The organism is Pseudoduganella sp. R-34 (assembly GCF_049904655.1).
GTDB lineage: Bacteria > Pseudomonadota > Gammaproteobacteria > Burkholderiales > Burkholderiaceae_D > Rugamonas.
In genome coordinates, this window is record NZ_CP184572.1 from 3,655,805 (window position 1) to 3,671,020 (window position 15,216).

13 protein-coding genes are annotated in these 15,216 nt (G+C 63.2%); 4 read left to right on the forward strand and 9 right to left on the reverse strand.

The window, feature by feature from the left end; translation table 11 throughout:
- Both ACN9MW_RS16760 and ACN9MW_RS16765 read left to right on the forward strand, forming a co-directional pair.
- Positions 1-1,428, forward strand: coding sequence for an oligosaccharide flippase family protein (locus ACN9MW_RS16760; RefSeq protein WP_426161572.1), 1,428 nt, complete (start codon positions 1-3; stop codon positions 1,426-1,428).
- A 12-nt stretch (positions 1,429-1,440) separates the two neighbouring features.
- Positions 1,441-2,487: a glycosyltransferase family 4 protein gene (locus tag ACN9MW_RS16765; RefSeq protein WP_426161573.1), complete on the forward strand. Its 1,047-nt coding sequence runs from the start codon at positions 1,441-1,443 to the stop codon at positions 2,485-2,487.
- A gap of 3 nt (positions 2,488-2,490) precedes the next feature.
- Here the strand turns inward: ACN9MW_RS16765 and ACN9MW_RS16770 are convergent, their stop codons facing one another.
- The 4 genes from ACN9MW_RS16770 to ACN9MW_RS16785 all read right to left on the reverse strand — a co-directional run bounded on the left by ACN9MW_RS16770 (position 2,491) and on the right by ACN9MW_RS16785 (position 6,574).
- The gene (locus ACN9MW_RS16770; protein ID WP_426161574.1) at positions 2,491-3,237 is read right to left on the reverse strand and encodes a class I SAM-dependent methyltransferase; all 747 of its coding nucleotides are present in this window, start codon (positions 3,235-3,237) and stop codon (positions 2,491-2,493) included.
- The gene (locus tag ACN9MW_RS16775; protein ID WP_426161575.1) at positions 3,234-3,998 is read right to left on the reverse strand and encodes an XrtA-associated tyrosine autokinase; all 765 of its coding nucleotides are present in this window, start codon (positions 3,996-3,998) and stop codon (positions 3,234-3,236) included. The genes ACN9MW_RS16770 and ACN9MW_RS16775 overlap by 4 nt, the downstream gene beginning before the upstream one ends.
- 11 nt (positions 3,999-4,009) lie before the next feature.
- On the reverse strand, positions 4,010-5,533 hold the full coding sequence (locus ACN9MW_RS16780; protein ID WP_426161576.1) for an XrtA system polysaccharide chain length determinant: 1,524 nt from the start codon (positions 5,531-5,533) through the stop codon (positions 4,010-4,012).
- Positions 5,534-5,635: 102 nt separating this feature from the next.
- On the reverse strand, positions 5,636-6,574 hold the full coding sequence (locus tag ACN9MW_RS16785) for an EDSAP-1 family PEP-CTERM protein (RefSeq protein ID WP_426161577.1): 939 nt from the start codon (positions 6,572-6,574) through the stop codon (positions 5,636-5,638).
- 172 nt (positions 6,575-6,746) lie between these two features.
- On the opposite strand from ACN9MW_RS16785, the gene ACN9MW_RS16790 reads away from it, so the two are divergent.
- On the forward strand, positions 6,747-7,460 hold the full coding sequence (locus tag ACN9MW_RS16790; RefSeq protein ID WP_426161578.1) for an N-acyl amino acid synthase FeeM domain-containing protein: 714 nt from the start codon (positions 6,747-6,749) through the stop codon (positions 7,458-7,460).
- Between the two features lies 1 nt (position 7,461).
- Entirely contained in the window at positions 7,462-9,072 is a 1,611-nt protein-coding gene (locus ACN9MW_RS16795) for an FAD-binding oxidoreductase (protein WP_426161579.1), read from the forward strand.
- Here the strand turns inward: ACN9MW_RS16795 and ACN9MW_RS16800 are convergent.
- The 5 genes from ACN9MW_RS16800 to ACN9MW_RS16820 form a co-directional block, all read right to left on the reverse strand.
- Positions 9,057-9,944 (reverse strand): hypothetical protein, encoded by an 888-nt coding sequence (locus tag ACN9MW_RS16800; RefSeq protein ID WP_426161580.1) that lies wholly within the window; start codon positions 9,942-9,944, stop codon positions 9,057-9,059. The two genes, ACN9MW_RS16795 and ACN9MW_RS16800, sit on opposite strands and share 16 nt — an antisense overlap.
- Before the next feature lie 97 nt (positions 9,945-10,041).
- A complete protein-coding gene (gene prsT, locus ACN9MW_RS16805) occupies positions 10,042-12,786 on the reverse strand; it encodes an XrtA/PEP-CTERM system TPR-repeat protein PrsT (protein ID WP_426161581.1) in 2,745 nt (914 codons plus the stop codon).
- Positions 12,787-12,879: 93 nt separating this feature from the next.
- Positions 12,880-13,260 carry a hypothetical protein gene (locus ACN9MW_RS16810; protein ID WP_426161582.1) on the reverse strand — a complete coding sequence of 127 codons (381 nt, stop codon included), beginning with the start codon at positions 13,258-13,260 and terminating at the stop codon, positions 12,880-12,882.
- Positions 13,261-13,492: 232 nt separating this feature from the next.
- Positions 13,493-13,888, reverse strand: coding sequence for an Hpt domain-containing protein (locus tag ACN9MW_RS16815; RefSeq protein ID WP_426161583.1), 396 nt, complete (start codon positions 13,886-13,888; stop codon positions 13,493-13,495).
- A 14-nt stretch (positions 13,889-13,902) separates the two neighbouring features.
- The gene (locus ACN9MW_RS16820; RefSeq protein ID WP_426161584.1) at positions 13,903-15,183 is read right to left on the reverse strand and encodes an alpha/beta hydrolase; all 1,281 of its coding nucleotides are present in this window, start codon (positions 15,181-15,183) and stop codon (positions 13,903-13,905) included.
- Between the last annotated feature and the right edge of the window lie 33 nt (positions 15,184-15,216).

The following is a 15,216-nucleotide window of genomic DNA, read 5'->3' on the forward strand; positions in this document are numbered from 1 at the left end:
ATGCGTGGAGTCGCCCGCAACTTTGCCTTTGGCTTTGCCGAGAAGTACCTGCAGGCCGCCCTGGCCCTGGCATCTTCCATCATCCTCGCCCGGCTCCTGTCGCCGTCCGAGATCGGCGTCTATTCGATCGCTGCGGTGCTGACCGGGCTGGCGCAGGTGTTCCGCGACCTGGGGACCGGGCAGTTGCTGGTCGCGCGGCGCGAACTGTCGACCGCGGAACAGCGCGCTCTGCTGTCCATTTCCGTGGCGATGGGATGGAGCCTGGCTGTGCTGCTGGCTGGCCTGGCAGAGCCGTTGGGAGTGTTCTATCGGCAGCCGGATCTGGCACAGGTGCTGCGCATCCTGGCGCTGAATTTCGTACTGGTCCCATTCTCGTCGCAGATAACCGCGATGCTGCGCCGTGAAATGCACGCAAGCGCGCTTTTGATGGTATCGGCCAGCTACTGCTCGACCCAGTTCGCTGCCACCATTGCGTTGGCGGCAGGCGGATTGGGGCCGTGTGCGCTGGCCTGGGGAAGCTTTGCCGCGACCTTCGCAGCCTTCCTCGTCGCGCTCACCCGGCAACCTGCAGGCATGGCGTGGCGCCCGGGGCTGCAGGGGATTCGTGCGCTCGTGCGGCCCGGCGGGCTGGCCGTTGCCGGAAATGCGATCGACGAGATCGGCGTGGTAGCACCGGACCTGATCGCCGGCAAGCTGCTTGGCGCGGAGCAGGTCGCGCTGCTGGGCAAAGCGCAGTCTGTGCTGTCCCTCTTCAACCAGGCCGTTACCAGCGCTGTCTCGCCAGTGATCTTTCCGCTATTCGCGCGGCATGCCCGCGAGGGAGGCGATGCCCTGCAGGCCTATGTGTCGGCTGCCGCCTGCATTACGGCCTTGTCCTGGCCCTTCTTCCTGTTCGCCGGCCTATACGCTGAACCAATTGTGGCGTTGCTGTACGGACATCAGTGGCAAGCCTGCGTACCTTTGATCCGGATCATGTGCGGTGCTGCCGCGCTGTATAGCATGTTCAATATGGGGCGCTACCTGTTGCTCGCCACCGGCCATATCGGCGAGCAGGCGAGGATAGACGCGATCGCTGTACTCGGGCGCTTGTCGATGCTGCTTCCGGCGGGCCTGGCGGGCCTGGAATGGCTGGCGGCAGCAATCGCTTTCAGCCTGGCTTTGCGCAGCTGGCTGGTGTTGCGGTGCTTGCAGAAGTTGTTCGGCCTGCAGCCGGCAAACCTGCTCCGGGCGCTGCGCAAGAGCGCCATGGCTACCCTTGCTGCCATCGCCCCGGCCATGCTGGTGCTGGCGATGGCCCGCAATGAAGCGCCGGGTGTACTGCATTTGATGGCGGGCGCCGGCAGCGGAGCGCTTGGATGGGGGCTCGCAATCTGGCTCCAGCAGCACCCATTGGCGGGCTTGCTGCGCCGCGCCGGCTGGCAACAATGAGGGGAGGGCGCTATGCGAATTGGAATACTGTCGTATCCCATGTTGTTCCAGCGCGAAGGGGGCCTGCAGGTACAGGTGCGTGAAACCATAGCGGCGCTAAATCACCTTGATGCTTCGATGTCGGCCGAACTGGTCGACCCTGCGCGCCAGAGGCTGGCCGACTTTGACCTGATCCACGTTTTCTCTGCCTTTAACGGCAACTTCCGCGTGGTGGAATCGGCGGTCGAACTGGGCCTGCCTGTCGTGCTGTCACCGCTGGTGTCTCCCACCTGGAACCGCAATGCGGGTTTTCGCGCGCGGGTGGCGGACCGGCTGGCCGGGCGCATCTGTTCCTACAATCTCCAGACAAGCTATGCCCAGACAAAGCGCGCCCTGCAGCTAGCCGACCTGGTGATTGCGCTTGGCGAGGCGGAGCGGGAAGCAATCATCAGCGGCTTCCTGACGGAGCGCTCCAAGATCCGCGTCTTTCCCAATGGGATCAGCCGCCAGTTCTTCACGGCGAAAGGCGAGCTGTTCCGTCACCGTACCGGGATAGTCGGTCCCTTCGTGCTCACGGTGGGCACCGTTTCGTCATACAAGAATCAACTTGGCCTGGCGCAGGCGCTGGAGGGCAGCGAGCTGCCTTTGGTAATGATTGGTCCCGTCGCGCGCGAAGAGCATGATTACTTGCAAAGGGTGCTGAAATCACCCTGGGCGCGTTGGCTTGGGGCGCTCAATCATGAAGACCCGCTCCTGGCCAGTGCCTATGCAGCGGCCTCGGTAGTGGCGCTGCCCAGCCAGGGCGAGATCTTTCCCTTGTCGGTGCTTGAAGCCTTGGCTGCCGGAACCCCTGTGGTCATGACGCAAGACAGCGCGCTGCAACTGGATGGTTCAGATGCAATGCTGCGCAAGGTCGCCTGGAATGACCAAGCCGGGCAGCGCGAAGCAATCATCGCACTGGCTTCCCGGCCGCCGGAGCGCACCGGCGTCCAGTCGATGGTGGAGCAGTTTACGTGGCAGCGAGTCGCCACGCAGGTCGCTGCCTGCTATCGGGAATTGGTACCGGCCAAGGCCGCCTGACCTTCAAGCTTTAGGCTTGTAGCGCAGCATGGCGGCGCCCTTTTCACAAGGCAGCGAGCTGATTTCAAGCTCCGGGAATTCGGCTGCCCAGCGTTGCAGGGCCGTACGCTCGCCCGGACGCATTGCGTCGTCAAGGAAGATCGCGGCACCCGGAGCCATGCGCGGGAACAGGATGGGACCGGCGGGATAGCGCGCGGCGTCGCTTGTCGCCTGCGGCGGGCCATCGATCACGACCATCTCGATCGCTTGCCCGGTCGACAAGCCGCTACAGTCGTACCAGGGCTGCTGGCGGCCGCCGAACGTTTGCGTCAGCAGTGGCGCGTCGATGACCGTTGCCCAGTCCGCCAGGCCGTGCAGTTCCAACTGTCGCCGCGTGCGCCGGGCATAGGCGGGATCGTGTTCGAGGCTGTACACCTTGCCGGCGCCGTTGATTTGCATGCATCGGGCCAACACGAGGGTCGAAGTCCCGCTGCTGCATTCGACGACGCATCGCGGCTTCTCATCGAGGGCATGGGCTGCCAGTTCCTGGAGAAAATCCGGCGATGCGGCCCAACCCCGCGTCAGGGGCAAGGCACGCTGCAGCCCCAGGCTGATGTAGAGCCCCTGCAAGGCTTCGAGCTGCCTGAATAGCGACGCATGTTCCTGCCGCGAATCATCCTTCATCGCGTGCACCAGCAAGTGCATATTCCGCACCTTGTGCAGGATGTAGGCGCACATGAGCAGTAGCCCGATGGCAGCGGCATCTATCATTCGTAGTACCCGTAGTATTGGGCGCCGGGGAAGGCGCGCGACTTGTTGTAGACCAGGTTCACGTGCCGGCAATGCTCGATGCGCTGTAGGGCTGCCTGCACGGCGGACTGGGTCGTGGTCTCGGCTTCCACCACCATGACAACCTGTCCCATTTGGGAGACGAGCACACTGGCCTCGGTAGTCAGCAGCAAGGGCGGCGAATCGAAAACGATGATGCGATCCGGGTAGCGACTGGCGAGCTCTTCCAGCAGGCGGCTCATATTATGGCTGGCAAGGAGTTCTGTCGCGTGGCGGCTGGCGGGACCGGAAGGCAGCAAGGTCAGCGACGGAACATTGGTGCGCATGATCACGTCGGACAATTCCACGCTGCCATCGAGCAGCACATTCATCAGGCCCCGTTCAGCCTGCAAACCCAGCACTTTCAGTACCGACGGGCGCGCCACGTCGGCGTCCACCAGCAGCGCGCGTGCATCCTTTTCCATGGAAATGCTCATTGCCAGGTTGACCGCGCAATAGGTCTTTCCTTCTCCCGGCAGGGCGCTGGTGACGACGATCAGGTTGCCGTGCGGGATGGCGTTGGCGCCGCCGGAGCGCGCGTCATTGAGCAAGTGGCGCTTGACGATCCGAAAGTCCTCGGCGACGGAAGTGCGGCCGCTCTCATGCGTCACCATTCCGCGCTGCCGCATCCGGACCAGGTTGATGTCGGCGTAACCGAGTTCGGTCGGCGGTGCAAGTTCCAGCAGGTTGGGCGGTAATTGCATGGGGCCTCCATCTATTGGTAGAACAGGGTGAACACCATCACGCCGCTATAGCCAAGCAACAGGCAGGCGCCGCCGGCGCTGAAACCCAGGCGGTCGCGCGCATGCCGGCGCTTCTCTTCATCGGTCCAGTTCATGCCAATGGTACCGAGCACCCGCAAGCCGGTCGCCGCGCGCAAATCGGCCGGACTCAGGAACGTGGGGCGCAGTTCGGACAGCCCGAGCGCTGCCGCTGCGCCACCGATGAGGCCGGCGGCCAGCACTGCGCTGTAATACAGGGCGCGGTTGGGGCCGATGGGGCGCTGGGGCATGGTTGGCGGATCGATGATCTTGAAACTCATCATTTCTGTGGTGGTTGTCAATTCCCCCGACAGCTTGGCTGCCTCGCGGCGCGCAACGAGCTTCTCGTAATTTTCCTTGTTCACCTGGTAGTCGCGTGTCAGTTGGCCGAGCTGGGACTCGAGTTCGGGCACGGCATTGCGCTGCTCCTGGAGCTGCGCCTGGCGCTGTTGCATGGCCTCGACACGCGCCCGTAATGCGGCCACCCGCGCTTCCGATTCCGCCAAAGCCACCTTCATTTGCTGGAACAAGGGGTTGTACTGGCGCGCTGTGTCGCCGGGGTCAGCCTGCTTCTGGCGCTCTTCGCGCCGTTTCTCTTCAAGCTGGGCGATCAGGCGCAGGGCTGCCACGACATCGGGATGCAGGTCGGTGTATTGCATGCGCAGGGCATCGAGGCTCTTGTTCAAGGCGCTGATGCGCGAGTCGAGCTCGGATACCTCGCCCGGCGTGCCGACGCCCGCAAGCAGCGGCTCGTCGCCGCCGAATTGGGCTTCAATGGCCTTGCGCGCCTGTTCGGCCTCGGCCAGCTCCAGCTGGGCGCTGGCCAATGCGTCGTTCGCGGTCAGCAGCTTGCCGCCATAATCCTGGCCTTCGCGCGGCAGCAGGTAGTTGTGTTTGAGACGGAATTCCTTGACGGCGTTCTCCGCCGTGAGCAGGCGGTCTTCGTAATTCTTGATCTGTTCGTCGATGAACTGGACCGCCTTCTCGGAATCGCCTTTCTTTCCCTTGAAACTGCCTTCCACGAAGATCGACAGCAAGGCCTGCACCACGTCGCGCACCTGGCGCGGGTCGGAGTGGGTGTAGCCGATGGTGTAGATATCGTAGGTGCCGGTGCCGTTGATGTGAATCCGCTTCAGCATATCGTCGACCATCGCATCGTGGTCGCGTGCGGACACCGAGCGCACGTCCAGGTCCACCATGCGCAATACCCGATCGATATTCGGCCGGCTTAGCAAAGTCCGGCTCATGATGGCGACTTGCTGCTCGACGTTGGGCATGCTGGTCATGCCCACCATCAGCGGCTTCAGGATGCTTTGGGTATCGACGAACACGCGGGCCGTGCTCTGGTACTCGTTGGGCAGGGAGTAGACCTTGGCCCAGCCTATCAGCACAATCACCCAGGCGATGCTGAATCCCGCCCAGCGGTGCTTCCAGATGCCTTTCAGGCCGGACAGCAATTGGCTGAAGAGATGCTCCATGCTGCGCTCCCTGGTGATACGCCTCGGTCCTCTGGATTATATGGGCGGGATTCCAGCCTGGCTGGCGAACCCGCCCGAACGTTGAGGCCTGTCAAGAAGTGCTCAGGATTTGCGGCGGCGCAGCGCAACCGACATCGCCAGCATGCCTGCAGCGAGCACGGCCAGCGAATCCGGCTCCGGCAACTCCTGTTGCAGGGCGTTGGCCAGAGTGTTGTGCTGGATCGTGATCTGGTAACTGGTGCCGGCTGTCAGCAAAGGCGACACCTTGGTGAGCGGCACCCCGGGCAGGGTCGCAAAGGTGTACGTAAGGATGCCAGGGCTGCCATCCGTGCGGCTGCGTACACTGAATGCGTTCAGGTCGTCTGGCGCGAAGTCGAAGATCCGGCCCTGGGTGGTCAGGTCGATGATGTTGATGGACCACGACAGCCGTGCATTGGCATTGGCGTCCGGTCCCGATCCGGGCGACACATAAGCCTGGGTGAAGGCGGTTGCGTCGAACGACACAGTCATGGTGTCGGCTGCTCCCAGCGTGAACTGGAAGGTGGTCGAGGTACCGACGTCGGAATTGCCCGATGCGATGGCGTTCAGGGCGGTCGAGGCATCGGCCCGCGTGCGGGCGTGTGCCCCGGCCGGCGCTGCGCCGATGGTAATGGAGGCGCCGGTCAGGTCCTGGTCGGCATAGCCGAAAGTGCCTGGCACTGGCGGCGGGCTGGGCAGCGGGGTGAAGTTGTTTTCGCCCAGCCCCCCGCAGGGGGCGCCCATGCATTGATGCGGCACGTTCGGGACACCAAGCAGGATCGGGATCGACGAGGTTCCGTTCGCGAAGACGCCGTTCAGCGAAGCAGTTGCGTGGGCATCGTTGGTACCCTGCAAGATCGTGAAGTCGGTCGTGCTGTAGGCGGTGCCGTTGGAGTGGAGCAGCCTGAAGTTGTTGATGTCGAGGATGGCCGAGGCAAAGGTGGAGGCCTGGACCGGTACGCTGGCAAGGCTGGCCGCCAGCAAGGCGGCAGTTGCCAGTAAAGACTTGCGCAAGGTAGTCATAGCGTGGATCTCCCGATTGGATTGCGGCAGGTTTGCCGGCATGGTCGTATGAGCAGCATCCGTGCCATGCCGTGGCGCCCCGTTGGCCGCGGCCCGTGAAAAGAAATCCGACGCGTGCGGAACCTTGGGCCAGCCCGAGCATCCAAGCCCTATACCGATAGGAGGACGCACCGTGGACGACGACACCATTGTTTCCCTGTTGATTGACGAGAACGCTGGCGGCGAGCAGCCGTTGCACGCGATCGACCAGCAGCTTTTCCATATCCGGCTGGCCAATTCGGCCGGCAAACGCGAAGCGGCCAGTGTGCTGCTGCAAAAGATGTATGGCTGGCGCGGCTATGAAGTGGATCCCAACGCCCCCCACCAACCCAACCGTATCACCCTGGCGGCCGATAGCCAGGGTGATACGGTTGGCACCATGTCGCTGTGCCTTGACGACCCCGACATTGGCCTGCCGGCCGATGAAAACTTTGGCGACATCCTGTCCGCACTGCGGGAGCAGGGACGACGCCTGTGCGAACCGGCGCGGCTGGCCATCGACCGCAATGTCAATATGCGCGTGTTTGCAGCGCTGATCCACATCTCCTATGTGTACGCGCACAACCTGCACGGTTGCACGGATTATGTGATCGAAGTCAACCCGCGCCATGTCAGGTTCTACAAGCGCATGCTGGGTTTCCGCGATGCGGCGCCGGAGCGGCACTGCAGCCGGGTCGGCGCGCCGGCGGTGCTGCTGCGGCTGGACCTGGCGCACATGGCGGAGCAGATACGGCTCTATGGCGGGCGCATGGAATCGGTGCCTAACGAACGTTCCTTCTACCCCTTCTTTTTCTCGCCGCAAGATGAGGCCGGTATTACGGTCCGCTTGCGCGAGGGGAGGGACTGAGATGGCGAACCTCCAACCCGCACTGCAGGCCTGGCGCCTGCTGCTTGGTCCAGCCCGGGTGCTTGCCTCGCCCAGCGAACTTGCGCCGTACACTGCCAGCACCTCGGGCCAGCCCGTCGCGCCCCTTGCAGTGTTGCGTCCGCTATCGCACGGTGAGGTGGTGGCCGTGGTGCGCAGTGCCGGCGAATTTGGCGTCCCGCTGTATCCGCTGAGTACCGGCCGCAACTGGGGATACGGCGACGCCAACCCAAGCGGCGAAGGCCAGGTCATCGTGGACCTGGGCGGGATGAACCGCATTCTTGAGATCGATCCGGACCTTGCCTATGCCGTGATCGAGCCTGGCGTCACGCAGGCCCAGCTCGCCGGTCAACTGGCGGAGCTGCAACTTCCCCTGTGGATGGATTGTACCGGCGCCGGGCCGGATACCAGCCTCGTCGGCAACATCCTGGAGCGCGGCTTCGGCCATACGCCCTATGGCAACCGCATGCTGCATGTAGCCGGCATGCGCATCGTGCTGGCCAGCGGCGACACGCTCGAGACTGGTTTCGCCCATTTTGCCCACGCCAGTGCCGCCCACCTTTACCCGTATGGTGTCGGGCCATGGCTGGACGGTTTGTTCACGCAATCGAACTTCGGCATTATTACCAGCCTCGGCTTCTGGCTGATGCCGCAAACGGAAGTGGTAAGCCACCTGGTTGCGAGCGTCCCCGGCTTCGAGGGCATCGCCGCAGTTGTGGATGCGCTGCGCCCACTGCGCCTGGATGGCACATTGCCCAGCGTGGTCCATATCGGGAACGATTTGCGCGTGCTGTCGGGAGGAATGGTGTTCCCTGCGTCGCTGGCGCCGCAAGGGCCGCCGCTGCCGCTTCCATTGCGCGCCGGCCTGTGCCGGCAGGCCGGGATCGGCGCCTGGACTGTGTCAGCTGCGCTTTACGGCCGGCCGGCCCAGGTGGCCGATGCGCGCCGTGCCCTGCAGGCGGCCATTGGCAGGCTGGCCACCTTGCGCTTTATCGATGACCGCACGCTGGCACTCGGAAGCATCGCGGCCCGCCTGATGGGAAAAGGCAGGCTCGGATCGCGGTTGTCGGCGCAGGTCGACCTTGGCCGCTCCCTCTTGAACATGAACCGCGGCATTCCGGATGGCCGCTTCCTGGCAGGCGCCTACTGGCGTCGCCGAGGTGGCCTGCCTCAGGGATTCCCACTGGGCGCCAATCCGGCGCGCGACGGTTGCGGAATGATGTGGCTGGCACCCGTGCTGCCGATGCGCGGCACCGACTTGTTGCACGTGCACTCGCTGGTCGAGCCGCTGTTTGCTAGCCATGGCTTCGATCTGTTTGAAACCTTCAGCATGATCAACGAGCGTGCACTGGGCGGCGTGCTGACCATCTGCTTTGACCAGGAAGATGCGGCGGAGGCGGCGCGCGCCCGGCAATGCTACGATGCCTCGTTTGCACGGCTGATGGGCGCTGGATACATTCCCTATCGCGTGGGTCCGCAATCGGTGGGGGCCCTGGACAGCGGCCACGATACGTATTGGGACACCGTGGCCCGCATCAAGTCGGCGCTTGATCCGCAGCACATCATCGCCCCGGGCCGTTACCAGCCGCGCTGACGGCGCATGCGTAGCAGGAACAGCATGGCAGCGCCAATCGGCAGCAAGGCAAGGGTGGAGGGTTGGCCCAGCGCCACCTGGGCGATCACCGGATCGGACAGGCGGGCTGACCAGCCATTCTGGCCAATGGCCGTCAGGGCCAGGATGCTGGTCATGGTATTGGTGCCATAGAAGTCAGCTCCCCCTTGCTGCATACCGCTGGTGAAATAGCCGCATGCCGGACCGCCCGTGCAACGCGCCAGGAAGCTGCCAAAGCCGGACGAAGGCGAGGTGAGGCCGCTTAGCTGTTGCACCAGGGTGACCGGCGTTCCGCCTGGCGTAGTGGGCGATAGTCCCGGTACGAACTCCCAGCGCATCAACAGCTCGCCATCGGTAATGCCGCCAAGTTGCCTGAAACCCTGGCGTTGCGAGGCCTTGATGCCGCCAATGCCAAAGCCTGGGTTGGTTCCGCCGCTCAGTTTATCGAGGTAGAAGTCGAGGTGGATCTTGCCGTCGCAACCGAAGGCAAGATGGGTGCAACCGGTGCCGAAGACCTGGTGTGCCGACGACCCAGCCACCGGGAGCACTGCGGCATCGCCGGCACCATACATCAAGAAGGAAATACTCTGGTTGTCCTGTCCGCTGCGCCAGAGCTGATTGGCGGGGTTGCCGAGTTCATGGATGCTGGTCATATAGCCTGCACCGAAGCTGGCTTCGTGGATGCCGGGCGAAGCGCCGGTGTCGCCGCTGCGGGCCAGGTAGCCGCTGAACTTGATTTCGACCGCGCCCGGCGTGTGCAGCACAAACGGGGCGAGCGGGGTTGCGGCGGCGGTTCCGGCGATCGCCATGGCCGAAAGCCAGGCTGTGCCCTTGCAAAGTACGCTCTTGAACATGGTGTGCTCCCAGTGATGGATAAGCCCCACGTTGCAAGGAACGCGCCAGCGCCGGCGCCAAGGGGCGGCGCGCTCAGGCGTAAATTAGGCCGACACCTTACATCTTCGCCAGCAAGCCCTCGACCTCTGCCCTGTGCGCAAAACCCTGGACTGCCAATAATTGTTCGCATTGGCTGCGCGCGGCCCGCTTGTCGCCACTGCGGAACAGCGCGTGGGCGTAATGCAGCCGGATATCGCTGGCTGTCGGCGCAGTTTCCAGTGCTTTCTTCAGCAAAGGCAAGGCGCGCGCCGGCTTGCCGCTTTCGGCCAGGCTCCAGGCCAGGGTATCGGCTACTGCCGGATTTTGCGGGGCAAGCTGGTAGGCCCGTTCGGCGGTCCGCACCGCGTCCCCGCCTTTGGTATGAAGCAGCGTCCAGGCCAGGTCGTTCAAGGCAAGTACATTGTCCGGGTCGCGTTGCAGGATGATTTCGTACTCGCGCTGGGCGGCGCCAAACTGGGCCTGCTGCAGCAAATGACTCGCATAGTAGAGCCTGGTTGCCTGGTCGGAGGGATGTTGCCCAAGCCAGTCGCGCATGCTTTGGCTCGCCGCCTCAGCCTTTCCGGCTGCCAGCAAGGCGCGGTGCAGGGCGATCAATAGCGGCCCGCTGCTCTGCAGTCGGAAAGCACGCTCATACGAGGCCACGGCGTCAGCTGCCTTGCCTTCTTCAAGCCAGGCATCGCCTTCGAGCTTGAAGCCCATGCCGGAATCAGGCTGACGTTGCTGCACCGAGCGGGCCAGTTTGCGGGCCTCGTCGAATGCGCGGTTATCGAGCAGCAGCGCGCTCACCAGCAGCAGGGCATCTTCCCGGCTCGCGTCGAGCGCGACGGCCTTGCGTGCAGCCAGCAAAGCGGGTCCTTTCTGGCCGAGGGCGAGCGCGCTGCGTGCAATACGCAGTTGCACTTCGGGCTCGACGGGGCGGAGAAGCGCCAGCTTCTGCAGGCTTTCGAGCGCCAGCTTGTGCTGGCCGTTGGCCGCCGCTGCCTGCGCCAGCAAATCAAGGCTGGCCGGTTCGTTTGGGCGAACTGCTTGCAAGCGCTGGGCTTGCTGGAGTGCCTTGGCTGCCTGGCCGTTGCGCAAGTAAAGTGCTGTCAGCGCCTGCACGGGGGCAGCCGCATCGGGGGAGGACGCAATGGCCCGCTCCAGCCAGCTGATCGCTGCTGCGGCGTTGCCTTGCCTTGACTCGAGTTTGGCGAGCGCCATCATCAAGGGCAGGCTATTGCGCTGGCGCTCCAGCGCGGCGGTGTAGCGCTGTCGCGCCAGCGGTACCTTCTTTTCCAGCAAATCGAGCTCCGCCAGGTTGTCCAGCGCAGGCATATGGGCAGGGTCGAGTTCCAGTGAACGCGAAAAGGCCTTGCGCGCGCCAACCAGGTCGCCGCTGGCAAGCAGCACGCCGCCCTTGAGGTTTTGCACCGACGGATTGTCGCCCAGCGCTTCCATTTGCCGGACTTGCTGCATGGCTTTGCTGAAGTTGCGGTTGCGCAGGTAGCTCATGACCAACAGGGAAGCGGCGCGCGAAGCCGACGCTCCTTCCTTGCGTGTTGCCTGTTCAAGGGCGTCGACGGCCCGTGCGTCCTGGCCTTGGCTGAGCAGGCTCAGGCCACTGGCGGCCAAGAGGCTGCTCGACTCCGGCGCCAGGCTGCTGGCACGGCCAAACCAGCGTGCGGCCAGCTCGTGTTGTCCGGCACGCATGGCGGCCTCGCCACCAAGCGCCAGCAAGTCGATCTCTTGCGGATGCTCGGCGATTGCCGGCTCAAGTAGCGCCAGCGCGTCCCGGGGCTTGCCTTCTTGCAGATCACATTGGGCCAGCAGCCGCAGCGCGAACATTTCCCTGGGCTGTGACTGGCGATAGCGCAAGATATGAGACCGCGCCTGGGAAAATGCGCCGTTTTCCAGTTCAACAGTGGCAGCCAACAGCATGCTCGGCAAATGGTCCGGCGCCGCACGCAAGACCATCTGCGCGCGCTCCAGGGCGGCCTTGTGCTTGCCCTCGGCCAGGTCAAGCAAGCCCTGGGCGTAGAGGATCACCAGGCTGGCCGGCTGGATCTTCCTTGCCGCTTCGAGCCCTTCCCGGGCCAGCGCCGGGTTTCCCTGCACAAGATGGACCGATGCAATATCAGCAAATGCTTGTACATTGCTTTTATCGCGTTCAAGGATGGCGCGGTATGCCGCGAGGGCGCCGTCCAGGTCGCCTCGCATGCGCAGCAGGTCCCCCTGGAAGCGCAAGGTTTCGCTATTGTGCGGGTCGGCCGCAAGGGCGTGCTGCACCGACTCGCCTGCCGCATCGGTGTCGTTGCGCAGCAAGGCAAGCCGGGCCTGGCCCAGGTGGGCCTCGACCAGCTTGTCGTCTTTATGGAGTGCCTGGGTGTAAAGCTGGCCGGCATCTTCCGCCTTGCCTAGTCCAAGCAAGGCGTGGCCACGCCAGGCCAGGACGGCCGGGGTCAGCGGATCAGCCTGCAATTCGTCGAGGACGCCCTGCCAGGACGCCTGGGCCAGCATGGCACGGACCAGCAGCGGCAACAGTTCCTGCCGGGGCTGGCCAAGGGCCAGGGCGCGTCGCAGTTCCTTTTCGGCCGAAACGGCATCGCCCATTGCCAGGTGCAACTCCCCCAGCATGCGTCTTGCCGCGCCATGGCCGGGCTCCTGCTGCAGCAGGTTCTTCAGATGGATGACGGCAGCCCGGTCTTCGCCGCTGTCGTGCGCCTTGCGCGCATCGGCAAGTACATCGGCGACCGGCTTCATTCTCTGGCAAGCGAGCAGGGCGGTCAGAGTCAATCCTGCGGCAATGGTAATCACGCGTGACATGGAAAACTCCCAGGCTGGTGGAGTTACCAGCGTAGGGAGCTCTCAGATCTGCTTGTTGATCGCGCTCAAGAAAGCACGCGATCCGTCGGGGGCTTACTTGGTACGGTGCTGGTTGGACAGCTGTACATACAGCGGCCAGCTGCGCGAACCGTCGGCATTTGCGACAGTGGCGCTCGAACGGAAACGGGTGGACAGGTAGTCGACGGAAACGGAGTCGCCGGCGAGGGCGGCCTTCTCCAGCAGGCGCATCGCTTCTTTGTGCTTTGCAACATCCTGGCTGTACAGGAGGCCCAGCTCGCGAGCTGCAACAGGGGAGCCTTGCTCGGCCCATTCGCGCAGGCGGCGTTCTGCCGCTGCCCCGCCATGCACGGCCAGTTTCTTTGCTACGGCTTCGACGACAGGTGCTGGCGGCTCGACGTCTTCCTTGGCTTGGCAAGCAATCAACATGCCGACCATCACAAGGGTGGATGTCACAATCACTCCCGCCTTGTTAAACATTTCCATATTTCTTATTATCCCAGAATGGATGGCATTATATCAATTAATTGCCGTACGTCAAGTTGCGGGCAACTTTCACGATTTTATGAAATGCGAGGCGATACTGGCGCACGGCTCGCAATACTGCCAAACCTATAAGTATTTCGAATCATAACATGCGGGTATTGCGCCGCACAAAAATGGCTGGGGTAACAGATGTAACGAATTGCTAGCGGGCGGCCGCGCGTCCGGCGTGCTGGTCGAGCCAGGCGCCGGCATGGTCGTGCACCAGCTTCAATTCACCTTCCAGGGCAGTGAAAAGCAGTGGTATTTCAACAATACGGCCTTCTTGCAGGGCCAGTTCCAGTGCGAGCGAGGCAGCAACAAAGCGTTTCGCCCCCAGGTTGCCAATCGATCCGCGCAAATTGTGCAGGATGCGGCGCGCTTCCATGAATTTGTTGTCCCGAATTGCGTCGCCAGCCAGATTCAGCGGTTCGACGCCTGGACCAATGCCATCGCGGACGATCTTGACCACGGTATCCAGGGCTTTTTCGTCCTGCCCCATGTATTGCAGTAGTTTGTCGACACAAAAGACTGCTTCATCCGGCGCACTTGCGTAACTCATAAACAAAGTCTCCGTTATACGCGGAACGTCCAATGGCGTCCCATCGCACTTTCGACTGCCTGCAGGCCAAAGCGCTCGGCAGCCCTGGTATGTTGCTTCATCAGGTAATACATATCGCTCAAAGCCGAGCGCTGCTCGGCAAAATACGTGTGACCGATGAAACTTGTCGCCACCTTGCTGGCGTCAATTGTTTCGACACCTTGCGCCACCACCAGGCCGGGGCCGCTTTCACCGGCACGGGCATAGCCATGGACGGATTTGGAAACCCGCAAGGCGCTGTCTTCCGACGACGCATACAGAGTCAATGGGTTCGGGACGGCAGCCAGCGCTGGCAAAACTTGCTGACGGAAAACATCGGCATCGATATCCGGTGCCGCCAAAATTACTTCCCTGATACGGCTCGCAAGTTCCGGTCGCGCGGCGACGACGCTGGCTGTCGCCTGGGCCAGGGCCCGGCTGCCCATGCTGTGCGCGAGCAGGTAGACATGCTCGGCATCGGATTGCTGCAGCACGTCGGCCAGAAAGGCAGCAAGGTCGGCCTGGGTCCACTCCACATTGGCTTCATCCAATATATATCCTGAAAGCTTGCCTTGCGAGGGCCAGCTGTAAAAAATCGGCGCCCCTTGGAAGCCCAGGTCGTATGCCAGCTGGCCAGTGCGACGGGCGGCATCCTCGAACGTGGTACGGTAACCGTGAATGAAAAGCAGGGCGCTGCGCGTGCCACTGGCGGCGATCGACCTGCGCAAATCTTCGAAGTAGCTGTCGCGCTCACTCAAGTCGGCAGAAAGCAACACCACATGCTGCTCAGGGTCCTGGCGAAACTCCAGCCGTAATAGCGAAGGCGATTCCATCTCGCCCATGCGATGGTCGCGAGGAATGCTGACTTCGCAGCTTCCATAACGCAACTGGCCACGCGTGCTGCCGAACAAGCGGGCAGGGTGCCGGTCACCGCTCAGCTCGCGATCGGTGGAAAAGAACACTTTCATCACCGCATGGTCGGGCGCTCCGTCCAGGCTGGCTTTAGGCGAGGTTCGGCCGCTGCGCCGGCGCTCGACTTCATCGATGAGGTTGCGCGCTGCGGCACGCAGGTAGCGGTCACCAGCCAGGCCGGCCGCGGCCAGCGCATCGCTCAGTGCAAACTGGCGCGATCGCGAACCGGGGTCTTCCTCAACGTCGGCAATGGCATCGGCGACCGAAGGAGACTGGGCCGCCAGGCGGGACTTCAGCATCTGATAGGCAGCACTGATGCCGCCCTCGCCGGCACCTGCCGTCACTGCTGTCGTAATGACGTCCATGCTCTTCTCCTGGCTGATTCATGCATATCTGAC

Excerpts from the sequence above, each read along its gene's own strand:
- ACN9MW_RS16760 (WP_426161572.1), top strand. The coding sequence starts at position 1 with ATGCGTGGAGTCGCCCGCAACTTTGCCTTTGGCTTTGCCGAGAAGTAC.
- ACN9MW_RS16765 (WP_426161573.1), top strand. The coding sequence starts at position 1,441 with ATGCGAATTGGAATACTGTCGTATCCCATGTTGTTCCAGCGCGAAGGG.
- ACN9MW_RS16770 (WP_426161574.1), bottom strand. The coding sequence starts at position 3,237 with ATGATAGATGCCGCTGCCATCGGGCTACTGCTCATGTGCGCCTACATC.
- ACN9MW_RS16775 (WP_426161575.1), bottom strand. The coding sequence starts at position 3,998 with ATGCAATTACCGCCCAACCTGCTGGAACTTGCACCGCCGACCGAACTC.
- ACN9MW_RS16780 (WP_426161576.1), bottom strand. The coding sequence starts at position 5,533 with ATGGAGCATCTCTTCAGCCAATTGCTGTCCGGCCTGAAAGGCATCTGG.
- ACN9MW_RS16785 (WP_426161577.1), bottom strand. The coding sequence starts at position 6,574 with ATGACTACCTTGCGCAAGTCTTTACTGGCAACTGCCGCCTTGCTGGCG.
- ACN9MW_RS16795 (WP_426161579.1), top strand. The coding sequence starts at position 7,462 with ATGGCGAACCTCCAACCCGCACTGCAGGCCTGGCGCCTGCTGCTTGGT.
- ACN9MW_RS16800 (WP_426161580.1), bottom strand. The coding sequence starts at position 9,944 with ATGTTCAAGAGCGTACTTTGCAAGGGCACAGCCTGGCTTTCGGCCATG.
- prsT (WP_426161581.1), bottom strand. The coding sequence starts at position 12,786 with ATGTCACGCGTGATTACCATTGCCGCAGGATTGACTCTGACCGCCCTG.
- ACN9MW_RS16815 (WP_426161583.1), bottom strand. The coding sequence starts at position 13,888 with ATGAGTTACGCAAGTGCGCCGGATGAAGCAGTCTTTTGTGTCGACAAA.
- ACN9MW_RS16820 (WP_426161584.1), bottom strand. The coding sequence starts at position 15,183 with ATGGACGTCATTACGACAGCAGTGACGGCAGGTGCCGGCGAGGGCGGC.